The sequence below is a fragment of the Pseudomonas chlororaphis subsp. chlororaphis genome (assembly GCF_003945765.1).
In the GTDB taxonomy this organism is placed as follows: Bacteria; Pseudomonadota; Gammaproteobacteria; order Pseudomonadales; family Pseudomonadaceae; genus Aquipseudomonas; species Aquipseudomonas chlororaphis.
In genome coordinates, this window is sequence record NZ_CP027712.1 from 5,224,227 (window position 1) to 5,248,257 (window position 24,031).

The window sequence follows — 24,031 nt, forward strand, 5'->3', positions numbered from 1 at the left end:
CTGATCAACTATGGCTGCAGTTTCAGGCTTTGGCGAAAAACCCGACGATCAGGGTTGCAGGTCAAACAAGGCGGTGCCGCTCTGCATGTCGAAGGGCGCCGACCAGTGTTCGTGCACCACTTTCCACTGGCCGCCCAGGCGCTGGTAACCGGCGGTCACGCGCATCCAGCAAGCCTTGGTCTCGCCCTTGTCGTCGGTGCCGCCGCAGTGGGCCAGCCAGTGGGCGAAGGCGCTGTCGCTGGCGCCGACTATGTGCAGTTGTTCGAAGTCGAAGATGCCAGGGCCGGGGCAGAACTCCATGCAGGCCTTCCAGTGCTCGCGGTAGGCTTGCTTGCCCTTGAATTGCAACGCGGCCACGGCGTCGAACGCGGTGATGTCGTCGGCGTAATAGCTGACGATGCGCTCGATGTCCTTGGCCATCACGGCCTGGCGCCAGGCGTCGATCAGGCTGCGGATTTCGCTTTCGGTGGTTTGGGCGTTCATGGCGATTCTCCCTGCGATTGAGTGATATGGGCTCAAGGTGGCCGCCACAGGCGACCGTTAAATCGTGAAGACACCCTTAGTCGTCTGGCCGCCCGGTAAATCGACAGGGCCCGGAAAAAAAACCGGGACCCTGGGCAAAATCGCTAGAATCGCCACTCATGCAACCCACCCTCAGTGCCCGGATATGGACAGCCCAGTGACCACCCGACTCGTCCCCTACGAACAGCTCGACGCCAGGCAATTGCAGCAGCTCGACGCGCTCGAAGTGCACCCGCGGCAGAAGAATTATTCCGGCGATATCTACACCGCGCTGCATACCCTGCTCAAGGCGCCGGAGCCCGGGATCAAGGGCTTCGCCCTGCTGGCCGACGAGGTCCCGGTGGCGTTCCTGCTGCTCAAGCGCCCGCCGTTCCTGCCCTATTGGGCCGACCCCGACACCGCCACCCTGCATGCCTTGCAGGTCGATCAGCGGGTCCAGGGCCAGGGCTACGGCCGGGCCTGCCTGCAAGCCCTGCCCGCCGCCGCGCGCCAGGCGTGGCCAGAGATCAAGGGGCTGATGCTGTCGGTGGACGCGGACAACGCCGCGGCCTTCAGCCTCTATCTGAAGCAAGGCTGGGTCGACAGTGGCGAGGCCTACAGGGGCCGCATCGGCTATGAACGCCGTCTGGTCCTGATGTTCTGACATTACCCAGGAGAAGCATGATGCTGACCACCCTCGAGCAACTGGAAGCAATCTACGGCCAGCCCATTGAGCGGGCCGTGCGCAAGGAAATCCCCTTCCTCAACCCGGACTACCAGGCCATGGTGCGCGCCTCGCCGCTGGTGATCCTGAGCACCGTCGGCCCAGGCGGGATGGACGGCTCGCCTCGCGGCGATACCCCGGGTTTCGTACGGATCATCGACGAGCGCACCCTGGCCCTGCCCGACCGCCCGGGCAACAACCGCATCGACAGCCTGCGCAATATCGTCAGCGACCCGCGGGTGGCCCTGCTGTTCATCATTCCAGGCATCGGCGAGACCCTGCGGGTCAATGGCCGGGCGCGGATCTCGGCCGAGCCGGCGCTGCTGGACAGCTTCGCGGTGAATGGCAAGCCGGCGCGCACAGTGATCCTGGTGGACGTCGAGGCGGCCTACTTCCACTGCTCCAAGGCCATCGTGCGTTCCGACCTGTGGAACCCCGAGCACTACCTGGAACGCTCGGCCCTGCCCTCGGCCGGCGCCATCCTCAAGCACCTCTGCGACGGCCAGTTCGACGCCGACCGCTACGACCGGGAAATGCCGGAGCGGGTGCGCAACAGCCTGTATTGAATGCTTCTGCAGGAGCGAAGCTTGCTCGCGATGAAGGCTGACGCGGTACATCAGCCAGACCGCGGCGCCCTTTTCGCGGGCAAGCCTCGCTCCTACGCCGTGGCGTTACGACCTGCGTTACGACCTCACAACTCCAGAGCCATCTCGTGCCAGGCCATGCCGCCATGGTCCGACGCCGAAGCCTTGAGGTAGACGAAGCCGAAGCGCTCGTACAAGGGCACATGCCGCTCCTTGCACATCAGGTTGATGCTGGCCTTGCCCAGGCCGCGCATGCGCTCGATGAAGGCCTCCAGCAGACACCGGGAAACACCCTGGCCCTGATAGTCCGGATGCACCACCACCGACATGATCACCACATGGGGCCCGGCCGGGTCGTGGCCGATCAGTTCCTTGAAGGCCTCGTCGGCCATCTCGACCTCGAAGGCCGCCCCGGAATTGATGAAGCCGGCCACTACGCCCTCCACTTCGGCGACGATGAAGCCCTCGGGCCAGGTGGCGATACGGGTGGCGATCTTTTCCCGGGTGGCGGCTTCGTCGCCCTCGTAGGCCAGGGTTTCGATGGCAAAGCAACGGTCCAGGTCAGCGGCGGCGACCTGACGGATCAACAGGCTGGATAAGGTCATGGGGAACAGATCGGCTATGGGAAATGCCGCCGATCATAAAGTAATAAGGCTTGCATATCGAATGACGGCAAGCCCGTAAAAGCTGCGTAGAGTCGCTGTCATCCGCGCGCCGACCGGGTTATTTATCAGGGCTCAATCAATCCCATCCTGGTCGAGTACGGAAGTCGCCATGAGCAATGTTCAGATCGGTTTGCTGGTGCTGTTCGGTATCAGTGCGTTCGGTTTTGTCACCCTGTCCATCGACCTGTGGCGCGCCCGCCGGCCGAACAAAGGCAAATGACCGGGCCCACCGCGGGCCCGGCCGGTGCTCGCGGCGCGGCTCACTGCTCCTTGAGCGGCAGCCAGATTTCCAGCACGCCCTGGCCGGTGTCAGGGTTGAAGTCGGCGCTGTAGCGTTCGAATTCCGGCGCATCGGCGGCTTCGCGCCCGGACTGTGGCAGCCAGGTTTTCCAGATGTACTGGAAGGTCTGCGGCAGGCTCGCAAGCGGCCCCTGGTGCTCGAACACCGCGTAGTGCTGCGGCGGCACCTCGACCCAGCGGTACAGCTCGGGCAAATCGTCGAGTTTGCTGATTTCGACCCCGGCGATGTATTCGAACCCGCCCTTGCCGTCGGGGTTGCAGCAGAGGCCGTAGGTCTGCTCCCCGACCTGGCCGGGAACCTTGCCGATATGGGGAATGAAGTGTTCCCAGAGCTCAGGAATGCCCTGCGTCGTCTCGGGAGTGAAACGCCCGCCCAGACCGGCGATCAGCAGAAAGCGCCCCTTCTCGAAACGCGGTACCGGCCCGCCGACCTGTTTTTGCTCATCCATGATGCGACTCCTGCCTGAAAAATGGGTTCGGCAGGGAGTATAGAGGCCAAACCCGAATCGCTGGGTCAGAGCGCGGGAAGCTCCGCGACCGCCGCGCCGACGATGAACTCCTGGTAACCGGACAGGATCACGTAGACCGCGAAATAGCAGAAGATCGCCGCAGATGCCAGGTAGGAGTAGCGCAACAATTTGTCGCCCAGCAGCTTGCCGCCCTGGGTCGCGGCAAAGCATAGGCCCACGACCCAGGCCAGCCCGGCGCAGAAGAAGCCGCTGAGGAACAGCCCGGAACTGAGCAGGTCACCGCCGCCGGAACGGGCAATCAGGGTACCGCCCACCGCGGCGAACCAGAGGATCGCGCTGGGAGACGACATGGCCAGGAAAATGCCGCGGAAAAACTCCTTGCGCGGCGAACCGTTGTCCACCTCCCCGGCCTCGGCCAGCACCGCGCTGTGGTGGATCGCCGAATAGATCATCTTCGCCGCGAAGTACACCAGCAGCGCCGATCCGCCGATCCACAGCACCCAGCGCACCGCTTCGTACTGCAGCAGCACGGTCATGCCGGCCAGCGCCAGCACGGCGTAGACCAGGTCACCGACACAGGTGCCCAGGCCCAGGCAGAAACCCTGGAAATAACCACGCTGCATGGCCAGGGTAATCATCGCGATATTGGCCACGCCTATGTCCAGGCACAGCGAAAGGCTCAGCAGAAAGCCGCTGGTAAACTCCATCATTCATCCTGTTCGATGCGGTTGTTCGAGTGGGGGGTATTTAACGCGGGAGGGCCCGGCAAACACAATGCGCGGGCTGCGAATCCAGCCTGCATGATGCAAATCCCTGTCCAGGCAACGCCGCTGCCGGCAAAAAATAGTTGCCGCGCCCCTCTGGACAGCCTGGCGCCACAGCCCTTATCGTCTGCCCCCAGGCCACCGCAGTGGCCGACGTCGCTCGGACGGTTCCGGGCGCTCACGTACTCGAGGCAACAATGGCCGAACAAGGTTCGCCGCGCCGCTTTGCGCGCATAGATCGACTCCCCCCCTACGTATTCAATATCACTGCCGAGCTGAAGATGGCTGCGCGTCGGCGCGGCGAAGACATCATCGACTTGAGCATGGGTAACCCCGACGGTGCGACTCCGCCGCACATCGTCGAGAAACTGGTCACCGTCGCCCAGCGCGAAGACACCCACGGCTACTCCACCTCCAAGGGTATTCCGCGTCTGCGCCGGGCCATTTCGCGCTGGTACAAGGATCGCTACGAGGTCGATATCGACCCGGAAAGCGAAGCCATCGTCACCATCGGTTCCAAGGAAGGCCTGGCGCACCTGATGCTCGCCACCCTGGACCAGGGCGACACCGTGCTGGTGCCCAACCCGAGCTACCCGATTCACATTTACGGCGCGGTGATCGCCGGCGCCCAGGTGCGTTCGGTGCCGCTGGTGCCGGGCGTGGACTTCTTCGACGAGCTGGAGCGGGCCATCCGCGGCTCGATCCCGAAACCGAAGATGATGATCCTCGGCTTCCCGTCCAACCCTACCGCGCAGTGCGTCGAGCTGGACTTCTTCGAACGGGTGATCGCCCTGGCCAAGCAGTACGACGTGCTGGTGATCCACGACCTGGCCTACGCCGACATCGTCTACGACGGCTGGAAAGCCCCGTCGATCATGCAGGTGCCGGGCGCCAAGGACATCGCGGTGGAGTTTTTCACCCTGTCCAAGAGCTACAACATGGCCGGCTGGCGCATCGGCTTCATGGTCGGCAACCCGGAGTTGGTCAGCGCCCTGGCGCGGATCAAGAGCTACCACGACTACGGCACTTTCACCCCGCTGCAGGTGGCGGCCATCGCTGCGCTGGAAGGCGACCAGCAGTGCGTGAAAGACATCGCCGAGCAGTACCGCCAGCGCCGCAATGTGTTGGTCAAGGGCCTGCATGAGCTGGGCTGGATGGTCGAGAACCCTAAGGCCTCGATGTACGTCTGGGCGAAGATTCCCGAGGCCTACGCGCACCTGGGCTCGCTGGAGTTCGCCAAGAAGCTGCTGGCCGAGGCCAAGGTCTGCGTTTCGCCAGGGGTGGGTTTCGGTGAGTACGGCGACGACCATGTGCGCTTCGCCCTGATCGAAAACCAGGACCGCATCCGCCAGGCCGTGCGCGGCATCCGCGGCATGTTCCGTGCCGATGGCCTGGTGCAGAAAGGCTGATCCGCGTCGCCCTATAAGCAGGCACAAAAAAACCGCAGCGATGCGGTTTTTTTGTGCCTGTCTGTCGCCCCTGTAGCCGCTGCCGCAGGCTGCGATCGGCCGGCACGGCCGTAGCGATCTTGCAATCGCTGAAGGCTCTTCGAGCCTTATCGCAGCCTTCGGCAGCGGCTACAGGGTTCGGGTCACACCACCAGCGACAGCAGCAGGATGAAGATCAGGCCCACCACCGAGAGGATGGTTTCCATCGCGGTCCAGGTCTTGAAGGTTTCCGCCACGGTCATGTTGAAGTACTGCTTCACCAGCCAGAAACCGGCGTCGTTGACGTGGGACAGGATCAGCGAGCCGGCGCCGGTGGCCAGCACCAGCAACTCGCGGTTGACCCCAGGGATCATGCCGACCACCGGTACCACGATGCCCGCGCCGGTGATGGTCGCCACGGTCGCCGAACCGGTGGCGATCCGGATCACCGCCGCCACCAGCCACGCCAACAGGATCGGCGAGATCTGCGCGTTGACCGCCATGTGGCCGATCACGTCACCCACGCCGCTGGTCACCAGCATCTGCTTGAAGCCACCGCCGGCACCGATAATCAGGATGATCGCCGCGGTCGGCGCCAGGCTGGCGTCGAGCAGCTTGAGGATCTGCTTGGAGCCGATGCCCTGGCGCGAACCGAAGGTATAGAGCGACAGCAGCAAGGCCAGCAGCAGCGCGCTGATCGGGTGACCGATCATGTCCATCCAGATGCGGAAGAAATGCCCGTCCGGGAAGGCCACGTCGGCGAAGGTCTTGAGCAGCATCAGGAACACCGGCAGCAGCACGGTCAGCAGGGTCACGCTGAAGCTCGGCAGGTTGGCCGAGGTGTTTTCGCGCGCCAGCTGGTCCACCAGTTCCTGGTTCGGATGACCCGGGATGTGCTTGGCGATGAAGGTGCCGTAGATCGGACCGGCGATGATCGCGGTCGGCAGGGCCACGATCAGGCCGTAGAGAATGGTCTTGCCGATGTCGGCGCCGAACACGCCGATGGCCAGCAGCGGGCCCGGATGCGGCGGCACCAGGCCGTGCACCGCGGACAGGCCGGCCAGCAGCGGGATACCGATCTTGATGATCGACACGCCGGTGCGCCGGGCGACGATGAACACCAGCGGGATCAGCAGCACGAAGCCGATCTCGAAGAACAGCGGGATGCCCACCAGGAAGGCGGCGAACATCATCGCCCACTGCACCCGCTCCTTGCCGAACGAGCGGATCAGGGTCTGGGCGATCTGATCCGCGCCGCCGGATTCGGCCATCATTTTGCCGAGCATGGTGCCCAGCGCGAGGATGATCCCGACGAAACCGAGTACCCCACCGAAGCCGTCCTGGAACGCCTTGATGATCTTGTCCACCGGCATGCCCGACGTCAGGCCGAGGAAACCCGCGGCGATGGTCAGGGCGATGAAGGGATGCAGCTTGAATCGAGTGATCAGCACGATCAGCCCGATAATGGTGACCACTGCGTCTACCAGCAGATAGGTCTCTTGGGACATGCCAAACATGGGGTTGCCTCCGGTTTGTTGTTTTTATTCAAGCGTTAAAAACGTGAGCCGAGTGGGATAGCGCTATCTAGGTGAACCGAAGCTTATCGGGGTGAGTCCAGCCCGTGCTCCAGCCACCAGCCATGGGCCTGTTCGGCCAGCCGGTCAACGCTGTGGATGGTGGCGTCCAATGCCAGGGTCAGGGGTTCGCCCACGGGAGATTCGAGGGTGGCGAACTGACTGTCGATCAGGGTCGAAGGCATGAAATGCCCCGGACGGTGGGCCACGCGATCGGCGGCCACTTGTGGTGTCAATTGCAGGAAAACGAAGCCTAGGCCGGGCGTGGCGCTGCGCAGGCGGTCGCGGTACTTGCGCTTGAGCGCCGAGCAGGTCAGCACCGGACGTTGTCCGGCGGCCAGAGCGCGACGCAACTCGTCGCACAGGCTGTCGAGCCAGCCGGCACGGTCGTCGTCGTTCAGGGGAATACCGGCACTCATCTTGGCGATATTGGCGGCAGGGTGGAACGTATCGCCTTCAATGGCCGTGGCGCCGCTGCGCTGGCACAGCGCTTCACTGACGCTGGACTTGCCGCAGCCGGCAACGCCCATGATGACCAGGGCGGTGATGGGTTGACTCATGAAACACCTCAGCGCGCAGACAGCGCTACCTTCGCTCTTCGAAACTCTAGTGCAAAAATAGTTTCTGCCGACGCCTTCTTGTCATTTTTGTGGGTTGCCGCGTATATAGGCCGCGAAACCAAAGAGTGCGGGTCAGGCCGACCGCGCTCACGCATTGCAGCTGTTTCGAGACAGCGCTACCTTAGTGACTTGAATTTTGTTTGGCAAGCCGTCTGATGACCTCCTCCAAGAACGATAAAAATACCCGCACCACGGGGCGCCCGACCCTCAACGAAGTCGCGCGCCTGGCCGGCGTCAGCCCGATCACCGCCTCGCGAGCCCTGCGCGGCATCGACACGGTGGCCACCGAACTGGTGGAAAAGGTGCAGAAGGCCGCCCGCGAACTCAACTACGTGGTCAACCCGGCCGCCCGCGCCCTGGCCTCGGCCCAGAGCCATTCGGTGGTGGTGCTGGTGCCGTCGCTGTCCAACCTGCTGTTCATCGATACCCTGGAAGCCATTCATCAGGTTTTGCGGCCCAAGGGCTTCGAAGTGCTGATCGGCAACTTCCACTATTCCCCCGACGAAGAAGAAAACCTGCTGCGCAACTACATGGCCTACCAGCCCCGCGGCCTGCTGCTGACCGGCTTCGACCGGACCGAAAGCGCCCGACGGATGGTCGAAGCCAGCAACGTTCCCTGCGTCTACATGATGGACCTCAACCCCGAGGCCGGCCTGAACTGCGTGGGTTTCTCCCAGCACAACGCCGGGGAAACCGCCGCCGAGCACCTGATCTCCCGCGGCCGCAAGCGCCTGGCCTATATCGGTGCCCAGCTCGACCAGCGCACCCTGATGCGCGGCGAAGGTTTCCGCCGCGGCCTGGAGAAAGCCGGCCTCTACGACCCGAAACTGGAAGTCCTCACCCCGCGCCCCTCGTCGGTGGGCCTGGGCGGCGAACTCTTCCTGCAGTTGATGCACAGCCACCCGGACGTGGACGCGATCTTCTTCGGCAACGACGACCTGGCCCACGGCGCCCTGCTGGAAGCCATGCGTTGCGGCATCAGGATCCCCGAGCAAGTGGCGGTGATGGGCTTCAACGACCTGCCCGCCTCGGCGCACATGGTGCCGCGCCTGAGCAGCATCAGCACCCCGCGCGAAGCCATCGGCCGCCGCGCCGCGGAACAACTGCTGACCCTGATGGCCGGCAACAGCGTGGCCAAGCCGGTGGTGGACATGGGCTTCGAGCTGATGGTGCGCGAGAGCACCTGAGCCGCGTTCAGGAACGCAGGCTCAGGGCGCTGAGCAGCACGCCGAAGCCCACCAGCAGAACGCCGAACAACTGGTCGATACGCCGTTTGTAAGCCATGAGCCGGGCCCGGATGCCCGGCGCCGAAAAGAACAGCGCCACCGCCACGAACCACAGCACATGGGCCAGGACAATGATCGCGCCATAGCCGATCTGCACACCCGGCGCGGTACCTGGCTGCATCACCTGCATGAACAGGCTGACCACGAAAATCATAGTCTTGGGGTTCAGCGCATTGGTCAAAAACCCCGTACGCAATGCCACCCACGCCGAGACCCGCGGCGCATCGACCGCTATCTCTTCCTCGACCGCGCGGCTGCGCAGCATGCCGATACCGAGATAAACCAGGTACAGCGCCCCGGCGATTTTCAGCACGCTGAACAGCAGCAGCGATTCCTTGACCAGCAGGCCGACGCCCAACAGCGTGTAGCCGATATGCAGCATCACTCCGAGCCCGATCCCCAGCGCCGTGAACACCCCATGCCGACGCGACAGCACCAGGCTGTTGCGCGTGACCATGGCGAAATCCGGCCCCGGGCTGAGCACCGCCAGGATGGTAATGGTGATTACTACTAACAGTTCAGTCATTTTCAAGCGCCTTCACTATAGAATCCGGCCCATACTTTATGGGCACGAACCGTCACAGAGCGAACGATGAAAACTGACATTCCCGGTGATAAAAACTCACAGACAATTCATCGCCGCCTGCCGCCCCTGAGCGCCCTGCGCTGTTTCGAGGCCGCCGCTCGCCTGGAAAGCTTCACCCGCGCCGGCGAAGCCCTGCACCTGACCCACGGCGCCATCAGCCGTGCCGTCCGCACCCTGGAAGAAGACCTCGGCACACGGCTGTTCGAGCGTCGCAGCCATCGGGTCTTTCTCACCGAGGCTGGCCGCGAATTGCTGCACAGCGTGGAGCATGCCTTCGACCTGATCGAAGCCACCGCCCGCAAACTGCGAACGCCGGACAAGGCCGCGGCCCTGGTGCTGTCCTGCGAACCGACCCTGCTGATGCGCTGGCTGATTCCACGGATCCCGGCCTTCTTCGCCGCTCACCCGGATATCCCCCTGCAACTGGTGGCCGGCGGCGGGCCCTTCGCCTTTGCTCAAGGCATCGATCTGGCGATCCGCCGCAACGACTTTCCCTGGCCGCCCCACACCCATGCGCAGTGGCTGTTCGATGAAGCCATCGGCCCGGTGTGTCGCCCGGACCAGGCCGTCGGCTGGACCCGCGATGCAAGCGGCAGAGTACGGCTATCGGATACGGCGCCACGCCTGCACAGCGCGACCCGGGCAGCGGCCTGGGAGCAATGGTTGACCCTCAAGAGAATGCAACAGGCGCCGGGTACGGAGCAGGTCTTCGAGCATTTCTACTTCAGCCTGCAAGCGGCGGTGGCGGGGTTGGGGCTAGCCATCGCGCCCTGGCAACTGGTGCGCGACGACCTGGAGTCGGGCCTGCTGGTCGCGCCTTTCGGTTTTATCGCCGACGGCAGCGCCTACTACCTGTTGTCGCCCGAGGCCGTCGACCCGGACTCGCCCGTCGCCCGCTTGCTCGACTGGCTGCGTCACCAGGCGCTGGGCAGCGAGCAGCACGACGCCACCCGCCCAGCCCCATAAGCGGACAGGCTTACGGCCTCACCTCTGCGGCAACCTCCGAAGCCAGCGCCGGGTCCTGCCCACCCAGCAACTGCACGAACGCCTGGGCGGCCTTTTGCAGGGGCTGGTTCTTCAGCCATACCGCGTGCACCGGCAGCAGCAGGCCGTTGTCGATGTTCTTGAAGGTCAGGCGCTTGAGCCTTCCGGCCTGGAGCAAGGGCGCGATCACCGATAGCGGGAAATTGCCCCAGCCAATGCCGGACTCGACCATGTCCAGGGCCATGGCCAGGCTGTCGGTGCGCCAGTAGGACTCGGCGATCAGCGGCCGGGTGTCGCGGATCGGCAGGTCGCGGCTGGCAACCACCACCTGACGCACGTTGACCAGCTCTTCCAGATAGAGGGTGGCGTCCGGCGCCTCGGGCAAGGGATGGCGCGCGGAAATGCAGGCGATCATCCGCTCGCTGCCGACGTACTGGAAATACTCCAGCACGTTCAGGCTGAGCCCGGCGAAGGCCACGCCGACCGCGATCCGGCCAGTGTGCAGCAGTTGCAACAGATCGTCCTGGGGCGCGCTCAGCACCTCGATGTCGAGCAACGGATGACGCTCGGCGATCAGCTTGATCGCCGCCAGCACCCGGGACTTGTCGATGTCCTCGACCACGCCGATGGACAGCCGGCTTTCCAGCCCCAGGGACAACTCCACCGCATGCACCTGCAGGTGCTTGAGCTGCTCGGCGATCAGCCGCGCGTGGGGCGCCAGGGCATTGGCCATGGCGGTGGGCACCGGCTCGCGATGGCTGCGGTCGAACAGGGGGTAGCCCAGCTCCGCCTCAAGGTTGGCGATACCCATGCTCACCGCCGAAGGCACCTTGCCCAGGGCCCGGGCCGCCGCGGAAAACGAACCGCGCTCGAGCACGGCGAGAAACAACTGGATGCTGTCGCTGGAGAAATTCATGCAGACGCCTGTCTAGAATGTCGACCTATCAGTAAACCTGAAAGCTACTGACTTTTTCTGTCAGACACATTGAAGCTATCTTGCGCCGCATTCGCCAGCCCTTCCTGCAAAAGGAGCGGCCCGGGCCAACGAACGCGGAGGAAAAAAAGCATGCAAGGCATCAAGCGCAAACTGGTTTACGTGTCACTGTTCGAGGTGTTCGGCATGACCTTCTCGGCCCTGGGCCTGGCCTTGCTGTCCGGCACCTCGCCGAGCAACACCGGCCCGCTGGCGGTGGTGATCACCAGCATCGCGGTGACCTGGAACTTCATCTACACCAGCCTGTTCGAGCGTTGGGAAAGCCGCCAGGTCTCGCGGACCCGCACGGTCAAGCGGCGGATCGCCCATGCCGTGGGTTTCCAGCTGACGCTGATCCTGTTCCTGATTCCGTTGATCGCCTGGTGGATGCACATCAGCCTGGTGCAGGCCTTCCTGCTGGACCTGGCGCTGATCCTGTTCATCCCCTGCTACACCTTCGTCTTCAACTGGCTGTTCGACCGGGTCTTTGGCCTACCAGCGTCGGCACTGCCGGACCCGGTCTGAGACCAGAGTACAAATCGGTATCGCCCAAGAGCGACGCCGCTGTTAGATTTCCAGGGCTCTTCACCCGCCAAGGAAAGCGTGCATGGGAACCCTGAGAATTCTCGGTAAAGCCTCGTCGATCAACGTCCGAAAAGTGCTGTGGACCTGCGAGGAACTGGGCCTGCCCTACGAACGCGAGGATTGGGGCAGCGGCTTCCAATCGACCCACACACCGGAGTTTCTCCGGCTCAACCCCAACGCCCAGGTGCCGGTGCTGGTCGATGACGCTGGCGCGCTCTGGGAGTCCAACAGCATCTGCCGGTACCTGACCGGCAAGGTCGCCGGGCAACGGCTGCTGCCCGGCGCCCCCCGGGCCCGGGCGCTGGTGGAGCAGTGGATGGACTGGCAGGCCACGGAGCTCAATCCGGCATGGAGCTACGCCTTCGTCGCCCTGGTCCGGCAGAACCCGGACTTTCAGGATCCGCAGCGGATCGCCGCCGGCCTTCGCGGCTGGAACGCCAAGATGGCCCTGCTCGAGCAGCAACTGGCGAGCAGCGGCGACTATGTGCCCGGCGAGCAGTTCAGCCTGGCCGATATCGTCCTCGGGCTGTCGGTGCATCGCTGGATGATGACGCCCATGGAGCGCCCCGACTTCCCCGCCATCGCCGCCTATTACGCACGGCTCAGCGAACGCCCGGCCTTCCTGCTGCATGGACGCAATGGCATTCCCTGAGTCGTCTCTCTCTTCTGTAGGGGCTGGATGCCGTTTTGGTTGATGCTGCGGCATAAACCGCCAAAATGTAACGAAATACGACAATAAATCAGCGCACAGCCCGGCTTCCGACCCCGCATTCACAATCATTGATTTCCGTTAGCCAGCTAAGATTCCTCTTCACCGAAACCTGGAATCCCGCCCATGTCGTCCCTCGCCCCTACTGTCGCTATCGACGGCCTCGACCCGGTCCGCGCCGCCAATATCTCCGCCCGCATCGATCGCTTGCCCGCCGTCGCCACCGTCTGGCGCCTGGTGGCGCTGCTGTCGATTGGCGGTTTCTTCGAGCTGTATGACCTGTTCCAGACTGCCTATATCAGCCCCGGCCTGATCCGCGACGGGATCTTCGCCACCGGCAGCCAGGGCGTGTTCGGTTTTTCCGACCAGGCGGCCTTCGCCTCGGCGACCTTTCTCGGCCTGTTCCTCGGCGCCAGCCTGCTGAGCCCGATCGCCGACCGCTTCGGGCGCCGGGCGATCTTCACCTTCGCCCTGATCTGGTACACCGTGGCCACGGTGCTGATGGGCGTGCAGACCTCGGCCCTGGGGATCATCGGCATGCGTTTCCTGGTGGGCATCGGCCTGGGCATCGAACTGGTGACCATCGACGCCTACCTCTCCGAGCTGGTGCCCAAGCACATGCGCAGCTCAGCCTTCGCCTTTGCCTTTTTCGTGCAGTTTCTCTCGGTACCGGCGGTGGCGCTGATGTCCTGGTGGCTGGTGCCGCAGGACCCGTTCGGCATCGCCGGCTGGCGCTGGGTGGTGTTGGCCAGCGCGGTGTTCGCGCTGTTTATCTGGTGGTTGCGTTCACGCCTGCCCGAGTCGCCGCGCTGGCTGGCCCAGCATGGGCGCTTCGCCGAGGCCGAGCGGATCATGGACAACATCGAGGCGCGCTGCGCCAAGGACCACGGCAAGCCGCTGGACACTCCGCAGCCCGAGGCCCTCGGCGTCCAGGGCTCGGGGCGTTTCGCCGATATCTGGCAACCGCCCTATCGGCGCCGGGCACTGATGCTGATCGTGTTCCATGTGTTCCAGGCCATCGGTTTCTTCGGTTTCGGCAACTGGCTGCCGGCGCTGCTCTCGGGCCAGGGCGTGAGCGTCACCCACAGCCTGATGTACGCCTTTATCATCACCCTCGCCTATCCGCTGGGGCCGCTGCTGTTCGTCAAGTTCGCCAACCGCTTCGAGAACAAGTGGCAGATCGTCGGCTCGGCCCTCGGCGCCATGACCTTCGGCACCCTGTTCGCCTGGCAGAGCACGGCCCTGGGGCTGATCGTCTGCGGGGTGCTGATCACCTTCTGCAACGCCTGGCTGAGCTTTAGTTACCACTCCTACCAGAGCGAGTTGTTCCCCACCAATATCCGCGCCCGGGCGGTGGGTTTCTGCTACTCGTTCAGCCGCCTGTCGACGGTGTTCAGCAGCCTGCTGATCGGCTTTTTCCTCGACCGCTTCGGCACGCCCGGGGTCCTGGCGTTCATTGTCGGCAGCATGCTGATCGTGATGTTCACCATCGGCCGTTTCGGCCCGCGTACCCGCAACCTGGCCCTGGAGAACATCGCCCAGCGTTGACCGGTCGCCGCTGGCCGCAAGCGGCAAGGCTTGTCCGCCGCGTGCCGCCAGCCTTGCCGGGCAATCGGCGCAAAGCCCTGGCAAAGAGCCCCGTCCCAGGATCCTCCAGCGCGGCGGCATGCAAATTGCTGCGCAGCCTTCGACAGCCCTTACACACAGGTACCCAATCATGTTGGTCAGTGCCCAGAAAACCACGGCGATCCAGCCCACCCAGCGGTCCGACATGGACCCGAGCACCGCGGCCGCCAGCGCGCTGTACAGCGGTTTGATGCAGAACGTGCAGAACACCGCGACCCTGCAAGCGTCCCAGGCCGTGCAGCAGGCCAGCAACACGGTCAGCGACAATGTCGCCGCGGCCTTCGCCAAGACCCGCGTGCTGTTGCAGGCCACCCCGCCGACCGCCAGTACCGCGCAGGCCAACAGCGCCACCCAAAGCTCGGCCCTGGATGAGTTCAAGGACTACATGAGCAAGTCCCCTGAGCAGCGCATGCGCGACCGCATCCTCGAAGAGATGGGCATTACCGAGGAAGACCTGAAAAACATGCCGCCGGAGAAACAGCAGGCGGTGGCTCAGGAAATTGCCCAGCGGGTCCAGGACAAACTGAAACTGGCGCAAGTCGAGAAGGACGCCAGCGGCATCGAGAAGCAAGTCACCGACAAGTTCCTCGCGGCGCTTTAAAAGCGGCCAGCCGAAACAGGGTTCCCCACGGGAACCCTTTTTTATGAGTCGACTTGAGCGGCTGCGCTCAGCCCTGGGCCAGCATATCGAGCAAGGCCCGCAGCGCCGGCGACGGTTCGCTGCCCTCGGCCAGCACCAGGGCAAAGGTGCGCGGGATCGGCTCGCTCAATGGCAGTACGCACAAACCGTGGCGTTGCTCCGGCAAGGTCATCTGCGGCACCAGGGTCACCCCCACTTGCTCGCGAACCAGGGTGAAGGCGCTGCTCCACTCCCGCACCTCGACCCGCACGTCCGCCAGCTCCAGGCCGGCATCCGCCGCCAGGCTGCGGGCATTCACCGAACAGCCGCCGGTGGCCAGCACGAAGGGTTGGTTCACCAGTTCCTGCAAGGTCACCCCCTGCTCCTGACCGCGGCGCGCCAGGGCATGCCCTGCCGGCAGCACCGCCACCCAGGCATCGCGCCCCAGCAGGCCGACGCTACGCTCGGGCGCAGGGTTGAGCAGCACCCCGACATCGATCAAGCGCGCCTCGAGCAAGGCCTCGACCTCGTCGTCGCTGACCTCCAGCGCCACTACCTGGATGCCCGGATACAACTGCTTGAAACGGCGCAGCAGCGGCGGCAGGAAAGTCGCCAGCACCATGGGGAAACTCGCCAGGCGAATGGTGCCGCGCTGAATGTCCCGGCAGGCGTCCGCGGTGTCGCGGATGTTCTGCAACGCCGCGAGCATCAGCCGCGCCTGTTCGATCACCTGTTCGCCAATGGCGGTGGGCAGGGCCTGGCGGTTCTCCCGGGTGAACAGCTGCACGCCCAGGTTGTCTTCGAGCAGCGCCAGGGCCTGGCTGGCGCCGGACTGGGTCATGCCGACCCGCTCGGCGGCGCGGGTGATGTTGCCGGTATCCGCCACGGCCACCAGCATGCGCCAGTGCATCAGGTTCATCATGGCAGTAGCTGTCCTTATGGGCGTTTTCTGAAAGATTAATTTTACTGAGAGCAGCGCGGACTATGACACTGATCTCCCCCTTCTGGAGAGCCCTCGATGAACCTGTATTTCTCGCCCCACGCCTGCTCGCTGGCCCCGCACATCGTGCTGCGCGAACTGGCCCTGCCGTTCACCCTGGTCCGGGTCGACAACCGCAACAAGACCACGGCCGACGGTGGCGACTTCCTGGCGATCAACCCCAAGGGTTATGTGGCGGCGCTGGAACTGGACGACGGCCAGGTGCTGACCGAAGGCCCGGCGATCCTGCAATACCTGGCCGACCTCAAGCCGCAGGCGGGCCTGGCGCCGGCCAATGGCAGCTGGCAACGGGTGAGGTTGCAGGAGATGCTCAACTTCGTCTCCAGCGAGATCCATGGCGGCCTCGGCTGGCTGTTCAACCCTGAGTTTTCCGAAGCGACCCAGGCGCTGATCCGGCAGAAACTGTTCAAGCGCCTGGCGCTGCTGGACCGCACGCTGGAGCAGCAGAGTTACCTGCTGGGCGAATCCTTCGGTGTCGCCGACGCCTACCTGTTCACCGTGCTGCGCTGGACCGCCGACTTCGCCATCGACCTGGAACAGTGGCCGGCGCTGGCGCGCTTCCAGGCGCGAATCGCCCAGCGCGAAGCGGTGCAAGCGGCACTCGCAGCCGAAGCGGCATAAGGCTCGAGGCAGGATGCTGCAGCAGCTCCGCCGGTTATTTACTTACAAGCAAAAACAAGGAAGCCCGCGGGGCGGGCTTCGCAGGGGATCAATGACCGAAAATATTGTGCTCGATCTTCTTGGCTTTCTTGTCCGCGCGCTTTTCATCGGCGGTCCGGCTGGGTTTTTTCTTCGCCGTCTTTTTGGCATTCATACCTTTGGACATGATGCACACTCCACTCGCAGGGGATCGTTCATCTGGTATACACCTATCCCGCGCACTTCGTACTTTTATAATCACCGCCCCGGCCCACCCTGCGAAAACCCATGCCCGACACCCAATACCTGCTGCTTGCCAACACCTTGCGACCGCTGCTGAACAAGTTCTATCGCGCCCACAACTCGCCAATGCGCGCAGCCGGGGAAGGGCAATCATGGGTGGCGAAACGGGGAGCGATCATTGCCGGGCTGAACCTCACGCCCATCGCCCAGGGCCACTGGCTGACCGGGCTGTTCGTCGACCCGGCCCATCGCGGCCAGGGCATTGCCGCGATGCTGGTCGAACGGGCACGCGCGCAGCTGCCGGGGCCGCTGTGGCTGTTTTGTCATCCGGACCTGCAAGGCCTGTACGAACGCATGGGCTTTGCCACCGCCCCCGCCCTGCCCCAGGCCCTGGCGGATCGCCTGGAGCGTTATCGCAGGAGCAAGAGCCTGATCGCCATGGGCATCGATCCTTTAGTCAGTTCGACCCGCGACAAGGTGTGATCGCGGGCCCTGGAGCGCGTGCCCGCCTCGGCGGCAAACCGGCCTCCGGCAGGTCCATGAAACCGGCGCTTCTGGCTGTCTGTTTCAATCGTCGGCGTGGGGATCGAGGTCGGGGAACATCACCTCGGTAAAACCGAATTTGCTGAAGTCGCGGATCCGCGACGGGTACAGGCGGCCGATCAGGTGATCGCATTCATGCTGCACCACCCGCGCATGGAAACCCGAGGCTACCCGCACGATCGGCTCGCCCTTGGGGTCGACACCTTCGTAGCGAATGTGCTGATAACGCTCGACCGCGCCGCGCAGCCCCGGCACCGACAGGCAGCCTTCCCAGCCTTCTTCCAGCGCCGGGCTCAAGGGCGTGATCAGCGGATTGATCAGGATGGTCTGCGGCACGGCCTCGGCTTGCGGGTAACGCTCGCTGTGCTCGAAACCGAAGATCACCAGTTGCAGGTCGACGCCGATCTGCGGCGCGGCCAGGCCGACCCCGCCGACGCTTTCCATGGTCTGGAACATGTCGTCGATCAGTTGCCACAGCTCGGGGCTGTCGAACATCTCGGGCGGCACCAGTGGCGCGATGCGCAGCAGGCGCTCGTCGCCCATTTTGAGGATTTCACGGATCATGATCAGACTTCGTCAGTGGTCGGCTTGAGCGAGTGGTCCCGGCCCAGTCCCGATACGTGTTGTTTGGGTTCGTCGTGCTCGCCGGGCGCCCTTTCTCCAGGGTTCTTGCCGTCGGACGACATGTGCTCGATCGCCGCATTCATCTCGGCCCCCAGCAACAGCACTGCCGAGGAAATATAGAAGTACAGCAGCAGGACGATGATCGCTCCGATACTGCCATACATGGCGTTGTAGTTGGCAAAGGTCTTCACGTAGAAGGCGAAGCCCAACGAGGCGATGATCCACACCACCACCGCCAGCACCGAGCCCGGGGTGATGAAGCGGAACTCCTGCTTCACGTCGGGCATCACGTAGTAGATCAGCGCCACGGCGACCATCATCAGGATCACGATCACCGGCCAGCGCAGGATGGTCCAGACCGTGACGATGAAGTCTTCCAGGCCGACCTGCGCGGCGATCCAACCCATCACCTGCGGCCCGAGCACCATCAAGGCCGCGGCCACCAGGAGCATGCCGGCGATGCCGATGGTGTAGAAAATCGACAGCGGAAAACGTTTCCACAACGGGCGTTTTTCCACCACGTCATAAGCGGCGTTCATCGCGCTCATCATCAGCCGCACGCCGGCCGAGGCGGTATACAGGGCAATCACGATACCCACCGACAGCAGGCCGCCCTTGGATTGCTGCAACTGGTCGATCACCGGGTTGACCTGCTCCAGCGCCTGGGGCGGCAACACCAGTTCCGATTGCAGACGCAACCAGGAGAAGAAGTCCGGCAGGTGCAGGAAACCGATCAAGGCGATCAGGAACAGGATGAAGGGGAACAACGAAAACAGCATCTGATAGGCCAGTGCCGAGGCGTAGGTCGACATTTCATCGTCGATGAACTCAGTGACCGTGCGCACCAGCACACGATGCAAGGGCAGGCCTTTCAAATTCGGCAAGAACATAGCGTCTCCTTTCGCCGCAAGAATTCAGGGTCGCTGGCGACTCAGGGGCCGTTTTGTACAACAAACTAGCCTAGTTTGGCGATTTTGAACCGTTTCGTCCTGTTTTGATGCCATGGCCGATGTAAAAACGGCCATCCGCGGATGGCCGTCGTGTCGCAGTGCGAGCCAGTGAATCAGGCCTTGTCGATGGTCTTTTTCAACGCATCCTTGGCCTTGCCGAGGGCTTGCTGCGCTTCGCCTTTCTTTTCCTGAATCTTGCCTTCGGTTTCCAACCGATCGTTATCAGTCGCTTTGCCGACACCTTGCTTGATATGACCAACGGCCTCGTTGGCCAGGCCTTTTGCCTTGTCCGCTGTGCTGCCCATGGTGTTTCTCCGTAGATCCATAGATCCGTAGAACAATCGAGGGTTTGGGGTCCTGCCCTGAGGTTGACCCAAGGCCCTTGCGCGGAGTTTCAATTATTTTCAGCGGGGCATTTCATCGCCTTATTTGCCCGCCGCACGCAGGTTGCGCTTTATGTTTGGCGACCAACCCACGAGAATGCGCAACGTATTCAGGCACTGCGCTGAAGATCCAATCCCGTAGGAATGTTATGAAACTCGATAAAAAGCTGGCCATCGCCCGCCGGAACCAGGAACTGGGCGGTGCGGTGCTGGGCGTCAACAACTGCCACTTCGCGGAACTGAGCCGCAGCCGCAATATCTGGTGGTTCGATCTGCCGGTCGGCCGCCTGGCCATCGGGCAGTACGAATGGGTCCACCTGCTGCTGTACACCCCAAGCACCGACCAGTTGCTGCACCTGAAAGTGCCGACCCTGTTCCTGCGGGAGAAGCTCGAAGGCCTGGTGGTACGCAACGCCGGCAAGCGCAAGGCGGCCCTGAGCCTGGAACTGAGCGCCGACAAGGACTCGTTCCTCAAGGACGTACGCCCCGCCGGCACCGGCGTGAACTTCGCGCAGTTCCAGCAGTGATCCACCTGTAGCTGCTGCCGTAGGCTGCGCAAGGTCCGCAGGACCTCCTGCGCCGGCAAGAACAGCGCCCTCTGCGAGGTCGATTGCAGCCTTCGGCAGCGGCTACACAAACACCCAATAAAAAGCCCCGCGGATGCGGGGCTTTTTGTTTGCCTGGCGTGTTACTTCTTCACGCCCAGCTTCTTCAGCTCTTCGTCGCGCAATTCGCGACGCAGGATCTTGCCGACGTTGGTGGTCGGCAGCGCATCGCGGAACTCGACGGCCTTGGGCACCTTGTAGCCGGTGACGTTGGCGCGCATGTGCTCCATCACTTGCTCCTTGGTCAGGGTCACGCCCGGCTTGGCGACGATGAAGATCTTGATCGACTCGCCCGACTTCTCGTCCGGCACGCCGATCGCCGCGCACTGCAACACGCCCGGCAGGCCCGCCAGCACATCTTCCAGCTCGTTCGGATAAACGTTGAAACCGGACACCAGGATCATGTCTTTCTTGCGATCGACAATGCGGATGTAGCCATCAGGCTGGATCAGCGCGATATCGCCGGTCTTCAGCCAGCCGTCGCTCATCACCTCGTCGGTGGCGTCCTGGCGCTGCCAGTAGCCCTTCATGACCTGCGGGCCCTTGACGCACAGCTCGCCGATTTCGCCCAGGGGCAGCTCGGTGCCAGCGTCGTCGATGATCCGGCACAGGGTCGACGGCACCGGGATGCCGATGGTGCCGATCTGGATGTTCTGGATCGGGTTGACGGTGGCCACCGGGCTGGTTTCGGTCATGCCGTAACCTTCGCAGATCGGGCAACCGGTCACGTCTTTCCAACGCTCAGCCGCCGCCAGTTGCAGCGCCATGCCGCCGGACAGGGTGACTTTCAGCGCCGAGAAATCCAGCTTGCGGAAGGCTTCGTTGTTGCACAGGGCGACGAACAGGGTGTTGAGGCCGACAAAACCGCTGAACTTCCACTTCGACAGTTCCTTGACCATCGCCGGCAGGTCGCGCGGGTTGCTGATCAGGATGTTGTGGTTGCCGATCAGCATCATCGCCATGCAATGAAAGGTGAAGGCATAGATGTGGTACAGAGGCAGCGGGGTGATCAGGATCTCGCAACCCTCATTGAGGTTGGAGCCCATCAGCGCCTTGCACTGCAGCATGTTCGACACCAGGTTGCGATGGGTCAGCATCGCGCCCTTGGCCACGCCGGTGGTGCCGCCAGTGTATTGCAGCACGGCGACATCGCTGCTGGCCGGGTTGGCGTCCTTGACCGGCTGGCCGTGGCCCTGGCTCAGCACGTCGTTGAACTTGACGGCCTTGGGCAGGTGATAGGCCGGCACCATCTTCTTCACGTACTTGATGACGCTGTTGATCAGCAGGCGCTTGAGCGGTGGCAGCAGGTCCGCCACTTCAGTGACGATCACATGCTTGACGCCGGTCTTGGGCACCACGGCTTCGGCCAGGTGCGCCATGTTGGCCAGGCAGACCAGGGCCTTGGCGCCGGAGTCGTTGAACTGGTGTTCCATTTCCCGCGCGGTATACAGCGGGTTGGTGTTGACCACGATCAGGCCGGCGCGGATGGCGCCGAATACCGCGACCGGGTACTGCAGGACGTTGGGCAATTGCACGGCGATTCGATCGCCGGGTTGCAAATCGGTATGCTGTTGCAGGTACGCGGCAAAAGCACCGGACAGTTCGTACAGCTCACCGTAGGTGAGTGTCTTGCCGAGGTTGCTAAAGGCCGGTTTGTTGGCAAAACGTTGGCAGGACTGCTTCAACACCGCCTGAATATTCGGATACTCGTCTGGATTGATATCGGCAGCAATCCCAGCTGGGTACTTATCCTTCCAAAAGTCTTGGATCATGGAAGCCCACTCCTCAGCAACGCGAATTCGTCAGCGCATTTGATGCGATTATTATTTGTGTGTGTTTTTTATTGATGTCTATTGTTGGTGAGTCTGGCTGTCTACATAGGCCGAGAAGTCACAAAGCGCGCCGAGAGTAGCAGCTTTGCCAAAGGCCGCCTAGAGCCAAAATCGGCCTAAACAGTCACTTTGGTGACTCAAGAATATTTAATGGTCACTTTTAGAGTAAAAATTCTATCTGACCATGCAAGGCTCTGGAATGGGCTTTTCGTCTCTTCAAAAGCATCGCGAGCAAGCTTCGCTCCTACAGAAACCCTGGGTTCCTGTAAAAACGAGGCGTGCTCGCGATAGCTGCGCCACAGCGCGTCGTTGTCACATCGGTTTGAACATCAGGCGATGTCGCGCAACTCCCGGCGCAGGATCTTGCCTACCGGCGTCATCGGCAACGACTCACGCAACACAATGTGTTTCGGCACCTTGTAGCCAGTGAAGTTTTCCTTGCAGTAGGCCTTCAGTTCTTCGAGGCTGACCCCCGACTCGCGGGCCACCACGAACAGCTTCACCGCCTCCCCCGAACGTTCGTCCGGCACGCCGATCACCGCGCAGTTGGCGACTTTCGGGTGGGCCATCACCACGTCCTCGATTTCATTGGGGTACACGTTGAAACCCGAGACGATGATCATGTCCTTCTTGCGATCGACGATGCGCACGAAGCCATCCGGATCGATCACCGCGATATCGCCGGACTTGAACCAGCCCTCGGCATCCAGCACCTCCTCAGTGGCCTCCGGCTTCTGCCAGTAGCCTTTCATGATCTGCGGCCCCTTGATGCACAGTTCGCCGCGCTCGCCCAGCGGCTGCTCGACGCCCTCATCGTCGATGACCTTGAGGGTCGTGCCCGGCACCGGCAAGCCCACCGAGCCCAGGCGCGACTGGTCGCCGTAAGGGTTGGTGCAGGCCACGGGCGAGGTTTCGGTCAGGCCGTAGCCTTCGGTGATGCGGCAACCGGTCACCTGCGTCCAGCGCTCGGCGGTGGCCTTGACCAGCGCCGTGCCCCCGGAGTTGGTGAACTTGAGATTGGAGAAGTCGAGGGTCTTGAACTCGGGATGATCCATCAGCGCGGTGAACAGCGTGTTCAGCCCCAGCAGCGCCGAGAAGCGCCACTGCTTCAGCTCCTTGATGAAACCGCCGATGTCCCGCGGGTTGGTGATCAGCACGTTGTGGTTGCCGGTGACCATCATGCACATGCAGTTCGCGGTGAAGGCATAGATGTGGTACAGCGGCAACGGCGCGATCATCACCTCCTGGCCTTCGTGCAGCAGCGGATGGCCATCCGGGCCCCGTTGCTCGAGGCAGGCACGGACCTGCTGCATGTTGGCCACCAGGTTGCCGTGGGTCAGCATCGCACCCTTGGCCAGCCCGGTGGTGCCGCCGGTGTATTGCAGCACGGCGACGTCGTCCAGGCGGGCGTTCAAAGGCTTGATCGGCTGGCCACGGCCCAGGCGCAGCGCGCTCTTGAAGGAAACGGCCTGGGGCAAGCGATAGGCCGGCACCATCTTCTTGACCTTGTCGACCAGGGTATTGACCAGCCAGCCCTTGGCGGACGGCATCAGGTCGCCCATCTTCGCCTCGATCAGGAACTGGATATCGGTCTCGGGCAGCACTTGCTCAACCTTCTGCCCGAACAGGTTCATGTACACCAGGGCTCGCGCTCCGGAATCCTTGAACTGGTGGCGCATTTCCCGGGTGGTGTACAGCGGGTTGGTGTTGACCACGATCAGCCCGGCGCGCAAGGCGCCGAACACGGCGATCGGGTAATGCAGGACATTGGGCATCTGCACCGCGATACGATCGCCCGGCACCAGGTCGGTGCTGCTCTGCAGATAACCGGCAAAGGCCGCGCTGTAGCGCTCCAGCTCGGCGTAGGTCATGGTCACGCCCATGTTGCTGAAGGCCGGGCGGTCGGCGAATTTCTTGCAGGAACGCTCGAACACCTCGATCACCGACTTGTAGGCACCCAGATCGATATCGGTGGGCACTCCGGCCGGGCGTTTGTCATTCCAGAAATCAGGCTGCATTGTTCTTGTCCTCGTTACCTGAGTTGTCCGGGCCGCTTCTCTGACGCTACGAAAGGCGGGGCTCTGCGGACGTTAGCAGCTATGAGGGATAGGGCAAATAAGGCCGGGTGCGTCATTGATAACGTGAATCTTGCCGCCATGGCGCGCGCGGATCGGACGGGGCCGCGACGATGAGCTATACAATGCAACGACCCCGT

General features: G+C 63.1%; 26 protein-coding genes. 12 read left to right on the top strand and 14 right to left on the bottom strand.

Annotated elements, in window-relative coordinates; genetic code table 11:
- Positions 1-48: 48 nt before the first annotated feature.
- Positions 49-483, bottom strand: a complete 435-nt coding sequence (locus tag C4K27_RS23525) for a YybH family protein (RefSeq protein ID WP_007925144.1) — start codon at positions 481-483, stop codon at positions 49-51.
- 196 nt (positions 484-679) lie between these two features.
- Between C4K27_RS23525 and C4K27_RS23530 the strand changes: the two genes are divergently transcribed.
- Together C4K27_RS23530 and C4K27_RS23535 are read left to right on the top strand one after the other, a co-directional pair.
- Positions 680-1,165 carry a GNAT family N-acetyltransferase gene (locus C4K27_RS23530; protein ID WP_173613357.1) on the top strand — a complete coding sequence of 162 codons (486 nt, stop codon included), beginning with the start codon at positions 680-682 and terminating at the stop codon, positions 1,163-1,165.
- 20 nt (positions 1,166-1,185) lie between these two features.
- Positions 1,186-1,791 (top strand): pyridoxamine 5'-phosphate oxidase family protein, encoded by a 606-nt coding sequence (locus C4K27_RS23535; RefSeq protein ID WP_053262332.1) that lies wholly within the window; start codon positions 1,186-1,188, stop codon positions 1,789-1,791.
- Between the two features lie 125 nt (positions 1,792-1,916).
- On the opposite strand, the gene C4K27_RS23540 is transcribed toward C4K27_RS23535, so the two are convergent.
- From C4K27_RS23540 to C4K27_RS23550, 3 genes are all read right to left on the bottom strand, one after another.
- On the bottom strand, positions 1,917-2,414 hold the full coding sequence (locus C4K27_RS23540; RefSeq protein ID WP_053262333.1) for a GNAT family N-acetyltransferase: 498 nt from the start codon (positions 2,412-2,414) through the stop codon (positions 1,917-1,919).
- 320 nt (positions 2,415-2,734) lie between these two features.
- On the bottom strand, positions 2,735-3,223 hold the full coding sequence (locus C4K27_RS23545) for a GyrI-like domain-containing protein (protein WP_053262334.1): 489 nt from the start codon (positions 3,221-3,223) through the stop codon (positions 2,735-2,737).
- 65 nt (positions 3,224-3,288) lie between these two features.
- Positions 3,289-3,951, bottom strand: a complete 663-nt coding sequence (locus tag C4K27_RS23550) for a LysE family translocator (protein WP_007925134.1) — start codon at positions 3,949-3,951, stop codon at positions 3,289-3,291.
- A gap of 254 nt (positions 3,952-4,205) precedes the next feature.
- Here C4K27_RS23550 and alaC point away from each other — a divergent pair, with 254 nt between their 5' ends.
- A complete protein-coding gene (gene alaC, locus C4K27_RS23555; RefSeq protein ID WP_007925133.1) occupies positions 4,206-5,417 on the top strand; it encodes an alanine transaminase in 1,212 nt (403 codons plus the stop codon).
- A gap of 182 nt (positions 5,418-5,599) precedes the next feature.
- Here alaC and C4K27_RS23560 read toward each other — a convergent pair whose 3' ends face one another.
- A complete protein-coding gene (locus C4K27_RS23560; RefSeq protein ID WP_007925132.1) occupies positions 5,600-6,952 on the bottom strand; it encodes a GntP family permease in 1,353 nt (450 codons plus the stop codon).
- Positions 6,953-7,035: 83 nt separating this feature from the next.
- Positions 7,036-7,569, bottom strand: a complete 534-nt coding sequence (locus C4K27_RS23565; protein WP_009045204.1) for a gluconokinase — start codon at positions 7,567-7,569, stop codon at positions 7,036-7,038.
- Positions 7,570-7,784: 215 nt separating this feature from the next.
- Here C4K27_RS23565 and gntR point away from each other — a divergent pair, with 215 nt between their 5' ends.
- Positions 7,785-8,816, top strand: a complete 1,032-nt coding sequence (gntR, locus tag C4K27_RS23570) for an HTH-type transcriptional regulator GntR (protein WP_007925129.1) — start codon at positions 7,785-7,787, stop codon at positions 8,814-8,816.
- A 7-nt stretch (positions 8,817-8,823) separates the two neighbouring features.
- On the opposite strand, the gene C4K27_RS23575 is transcribed toward gntR, so the two are convergent.
- Positions 8,824-9,441: a LysE family transporter gene (locus C4K27_RS23575; RefSeq protein WP_053262335.1), complete on the bottom strand. Its 618-nt coding sequence runs from the start codon at positions 9,439-9,441 to the stop codon at positions 8,824-8,826.
- Positions 9,442-9,507: 66 nt separating this feature from the next.
- Between C4K27_RS23575 and C4K27_RS23580 the strand changes: the two genes are divergently transcribed.
- A complete protein-coding gene (locus C4K27_RS23580; protein ID WP_053262336.1) occupies positions 9,508-10,467 on the top strand; it encodes a LysR family transcriptional regulator in 960 nt (319 codons plus the stop codon).
- 10 nt (positions 10,468-10,477) lie between these two features.
- On the opposite strand, the gene C4K27_RS23585 is transcribed toward C4K27_RS23580, so the two are convergent.
- Entirely contained in the window at positions 10,478-11,401 is a 924-nt protein-coding gene (locus C4K27_RS23585) for a LysR family transcriptional regulator (RefSeq protein ID WP_053262337.1), read from the bottom strand.
- Between the two features lie 150 nt (positions 11,402-11,551).
- On the opposite strand from C4K27_RS23585, the gene C4K27_RS23590 reads away from it, so the two are divergent.
- The 4 genes from C4K27_RS23590 (at position 11,552) to C4K27_RS23605 (ending at position 14,979) form a co-directional block, all read left to right on the top strand.
- Entirely contained in the window at positions 11,552-11,983 is a 432-nt protein-coding gene (locus C4K27_RS23590; protein ID WP_053262338.1) for a PACE efflux transporter, read from the top strand.
- A gap of 82 nt (positions 11,984-12,065) precedes the next feature.
- Entirely contained in the window at positions 12,066-12,695 is a 630-nt protein-coding gene (locus C4K27_RS23595) for a glutathione S-transferase family protein (RefSeq protein ID WP_053262339.1), read from the top strand.
- A 183-nt stretch (positions 12,696-12,878) separates the two neighbouring features.
- Positions 12,879-14,300, top strand: a complete 1,422-nt coding sequence (locus tag C4K27_RS23600; protein WP_053262340.1) for an MFS transporter — start codon at positions 12,879-12,881, stop codon at positions 14,298-14,300.
- Between the two features lie 169 nt (positions 14,301-14,469).
- Positions 14,470-14,979, top strand: coding sequence for a hypothetical protein (locus C4K27_RS23605; RefSeq protein WP_053262341.1), 510 nt, complete (start codon positions 14,470-14,472; stop codon positions 14,977-14,979).
- A 67-nt stretch (positions 14,980-15,046) separates the two neighbouring features.
- On the opposite strand, the gene C4K27_RS23610 is transcribed toward C4K27_RS23605, so the two are convergent.
- A complete protein-coding gene (locus C4K27_RS23610; protein ID WP_053262342.1) occupies positions 15,047-15,919 on the bottom strand; it encodes a LysR family transcriptional regulator in 873 nt (290 codons plus the stop codon).
- A gap of 96 nt (positions 15,920-16,015) precedes the next feature.
- Here C4K27_RS23610 and gstA point away from each other — a divergent pair, with 96 nt between their 5' ends.
- Together gstA and C4K27_RS23620 are read left to right on the top strand one after the other, a co-directional pair.
- Positions 16,016-16,618, top strand: a complete 603-nt coding sequence (gene gstA / locus C4K27_RS23615) for a glutathione transferase GstA (RefSeq protein WP_053262343.1) — start codon at positions 16,016-16,018, stop codon at positions 16,616-16,618.
- Positions 16,619-16,924: 306 nt separating this feature from the next.
- Positions 16,925-17,362 (top strand): GNAT family N-acetyltransferase, encoded by a 438-nt coding sequence (locus tag C4K27_RS23620; protein ID WP_053262344.1) that lies wholly within the window; start codon positions 16,925-16,927, stop codon positions 17,360-17,362.
- Between the two features lie 84 nt (positions 17,363-17,446).
- Here C4K27_RS23620 and def read toward each other — a convergent pair whose 3' ends face one another.
- The 3 genes from def to C4K27_RS23635 form a co-directional block, all read right to left on the bottom strand.
- Complete coding sequence (def, locus tag C4K27_RS23625; RefSeq protein ID WP_053262345.1) at positions 17,447-17,986, bottom strand: peptide deformylase; 540 nt, start codon at positions 17,984-17,986, stop codon at positions 17,447-17,449.
- A gap of 2 nt (positions 17,987-17,988) precedes the next feature.
- On the bottom strand, positions 17,989-18,936 hold the full coding sequence (locus C4K27_RS23630) for a YihY/virulence factor BrkB family protein (RefSeq protein ID WP_053262346.1): 948 nt from the start codon (positions 18,934-18,936) through the stop codon (positions 17,989-17,991).
- Positions 18,937-19,109: 173 nt separating this feature from the next.
- Positions 19,110-19,301, bottom strand: coding sequence for a CsbD family protein (locus C4K27_RS23635; RefSeq protein WP_053262347.1), 192 nt, complete (start codon positions 19,299-19,301; stop codon positions 19,110-19,112).
- Positions 19,302-19,528: 227 nt separating this feature from the next.
- On the opposite strand from C4K27_RS23635, the gene C4K27_RS23640 reads away from it, so the two are divergent.
- Positions 19,529-19,906, top strand: coding sequence for a hypothetical protein (locus C4K27_RS23640; protein ID WP_007925090.1), 378 nt, complete (start codon positions 19,529-19,531; stop codon positions 19,904-19,906).
- Positions 19,907-20,067: 161 nt separating this feature from the next.
- Here the strand turns inward: C4K27_RS23640 and fadD1 are convergent, their stop codons facing one another.
- Together fadD1 and fadD2 are read right to left on the bottom strand one after the other, a co-directional pair.
- On the bottom strand, positions 20,068-21,756 hold the full coding sequence (gene fadD1 / locus C4K27_RS23645; protein WP_009045218.1) for a long-chain-fatty-acid--CoA ligase FadD1: 1,689 nt from the start codon (positions 21,754-21,756) through the stop codon (positions 20,068-20,070).
- Positions 21,757-22,145: 389 nt separating this feature from the next.
- On the bottom strand, positions 22,146-23,834 hold the full coding sequence (gene fadD2 / locus C4K27_RS23650) for a long-chain-fatty-acid--CoA ligase FadD2 (RefSeq protein WP_053262348.1): 1,689 nt from the start codon (positions 23,832-23,834) through the stop codon (positions 22,146-22,148).
- Between the last annotated feature and the right edge of the window lie 197 nt (positions 23,835-24,031).

What these genes read in the sequence shown, in the direction of transcription:
- def (WP_053262345.1), bottom strand. Translation starts at nt 17,986, where the DNA reads ATGATCCGTGAAATCCTCAAAATGGGCGACGAGCGCCTGCTGCGCATC.
- C4K27_RS23585 (WP_053262337.1), bottom strand. Translation starts at nt 11,401, where the DNA reads ATGAATTTCTCCAGCGACAGCATCCAGTTGTTTCTCGCCGTGCTCGAG.
- C4K27_RS23595 (WP_053262339.1), top strand. Translation starts at nt 12,066, where the DNA reads ATGGGAACCCTGAGAATTCTCGGTAAAGCCTCGTCGATCAACGTCCGA.
- C4K27_RS23575 (WP_053262335.1), bottom strand. Translation starts at nt 9,441, where the DNA reads ATGACTGAACTGTTAGTAGTAATCACCATTACCATCCTGGCGGTGCTC.
- C4K27_RS23630 (WP_053262346.1), bottom strand. Translation starts at nt 18,936, where the DNA reads ATGTTCTTGCCGAATTTGAAAGGCCTGCCCTTGCATCGTGTGCTGGTG.
- fadD1 (WP_009045218.1), bottom strand. Translation starts at nt 21,756, where the DNA reads ATGATCCAAGACTTTTGGAAGGATAAGTACCCAGCTGGGATTGCTGCC.
- C4K27_RS23550 (WP_007925134.1), bottom strand. Translation starts at nt 3,951, where the DNA reads ATGGAGTTTACCAGCGGCTTTCTGCTGAGCCTTTCGCTGTGCCTGGAC.
- gntR (WP_007925129.1), top strand. Translation starts at nt 7,785, where the DNA reads ATGACCTCCTCCAAGAACGATAAAAATACCCGCACCACGGGGCGCCCG.
- C4K27_RS23635 (WP_053262347.1), bottom strand. Translation starts at nt 19,301, where the DNA reads ATGGGCAGCACAGCGGACAAGGCAAAAGGCCTGGCCAACGAGGCCGTT.
- C4K27_RS23535 (WP_053262332.1), top strand. Translation starts at nt 1,186, where the DNA reads ATGCTGACCACCCTCGAGCAACTGGAAGCAATCTACGGCCAGCCCATT.
- C4K27_RS23605 (WP_053262341.1), top strand. Translation starts at nt 14,470, where the DNA reads ATGTTGGTCAGTGCCCAGAAAACCACGGCGATCCAGCCCACCCAGCGG.
- C4K27_RS23565 (WP_009045204.1), bottom strand. Translation starts at nt 7,569, where the DNA reads ATGAGTCAACCCATCACCGCCCTGGTCATCATGGGCGTTGCCGGCTGC.
- C4K27_RS23600 (WP_053262340.1), top strand. Translation starts at nt 12,879, where the DNA reads ATGTCGTCCCTCGCCCCTACTGTCGCTATCGACGGCCTCGACCCGGTC.
- C4K27_RS23560 (WP_007925132.1), bottom strand. Translation starts at nt 6,952, where the DNA reads ATGTTTGGCATGTCCCAAGAGACCTATCTGCTGGTAGACGCAGTGGTC.
- C4K27_RS23580 (WP_053262336.1), top strand. Translation starts at nt 9,508, where the DNA reads ATGAAAACTGACATTCCCGGTGATAAAAACTCACAGACAATTCATCGC.
- alaC (WP_007925133.1), top strand. Translation starts at nt 4,206, where the DNA reads ATGGCCGAACAAGGTTCGCCGCGCCGCTTTGCGCGCATAGATCGACTC.
- C4K27_RS23590 (WP_053262338.1), top strand. Translation starts at nt 11,552, where the DNA reads ATGCAAGGCATCAAGCGCAAACTGGTTTACGTGTCACTGTTCGAGGTG.
- C4K27_RS23610 (WP_053262342.1), bottom strand. Translation starts at nt 15,919, where the DNA reads ATGATGAACCTGATGCACTGGCGCATGCTGGTGGCCGTGGCGGATACC.
- C4K27_RS23620 (WP_053262344.1), top strand. Translation starts at nt 16,925, where the DNA reads ATGCCCGACACCCAATACCTGCTGCTTGCCAACACCTTGCGACCGCTG.
- C4K27_RS23525 (WP_007925144.1), bottom strand. Translation starts at nt 483, where the DNA reads ATGAACGCCCAAACCACCGAAAGCGAAATCCGCAGCCTGATCGACGCC.
- C4K27_RS23545 (WP_053262334.1), bottom strand. Translation starts at nt 3,223, where the DNA reads ATGGATGAGCAAAAACAGGTCGGCGGGCCGGTACCGCGTTTCGAGAAG.
- fadD2 (WP_053262348.1), bottom strand. Translation starts at nt 23,834, where the DNA reads ATGCAGCCTGATTTCTGGAATGACAAACGCCCGGCCGGAGTGCCCACC.
- C4K27_RS23540 (WP_053262333.1), bottom strand. Translation starts at nt 2,414, where the DNA reads ATGACCTTATCCAGCCTGTTGATCCGTCAGGTCGCCGCCGCTGACCTG.
- C4K27_RS23640 (WP_007925090.1), top strand. Translation starts at nt 19,529, where the DNA reads ATGAAACTCGATAAAAAGCTGGCCATCGCCCGCCGGAACCAGGAACTG.
- gstA (WP_053262343.1), top strand. Translation starts at nt 16,016, where the DNA reads ATGAACCTGTATTTCTCGCCCCACGCCTGCTCGCTGGCCCCGCACATC.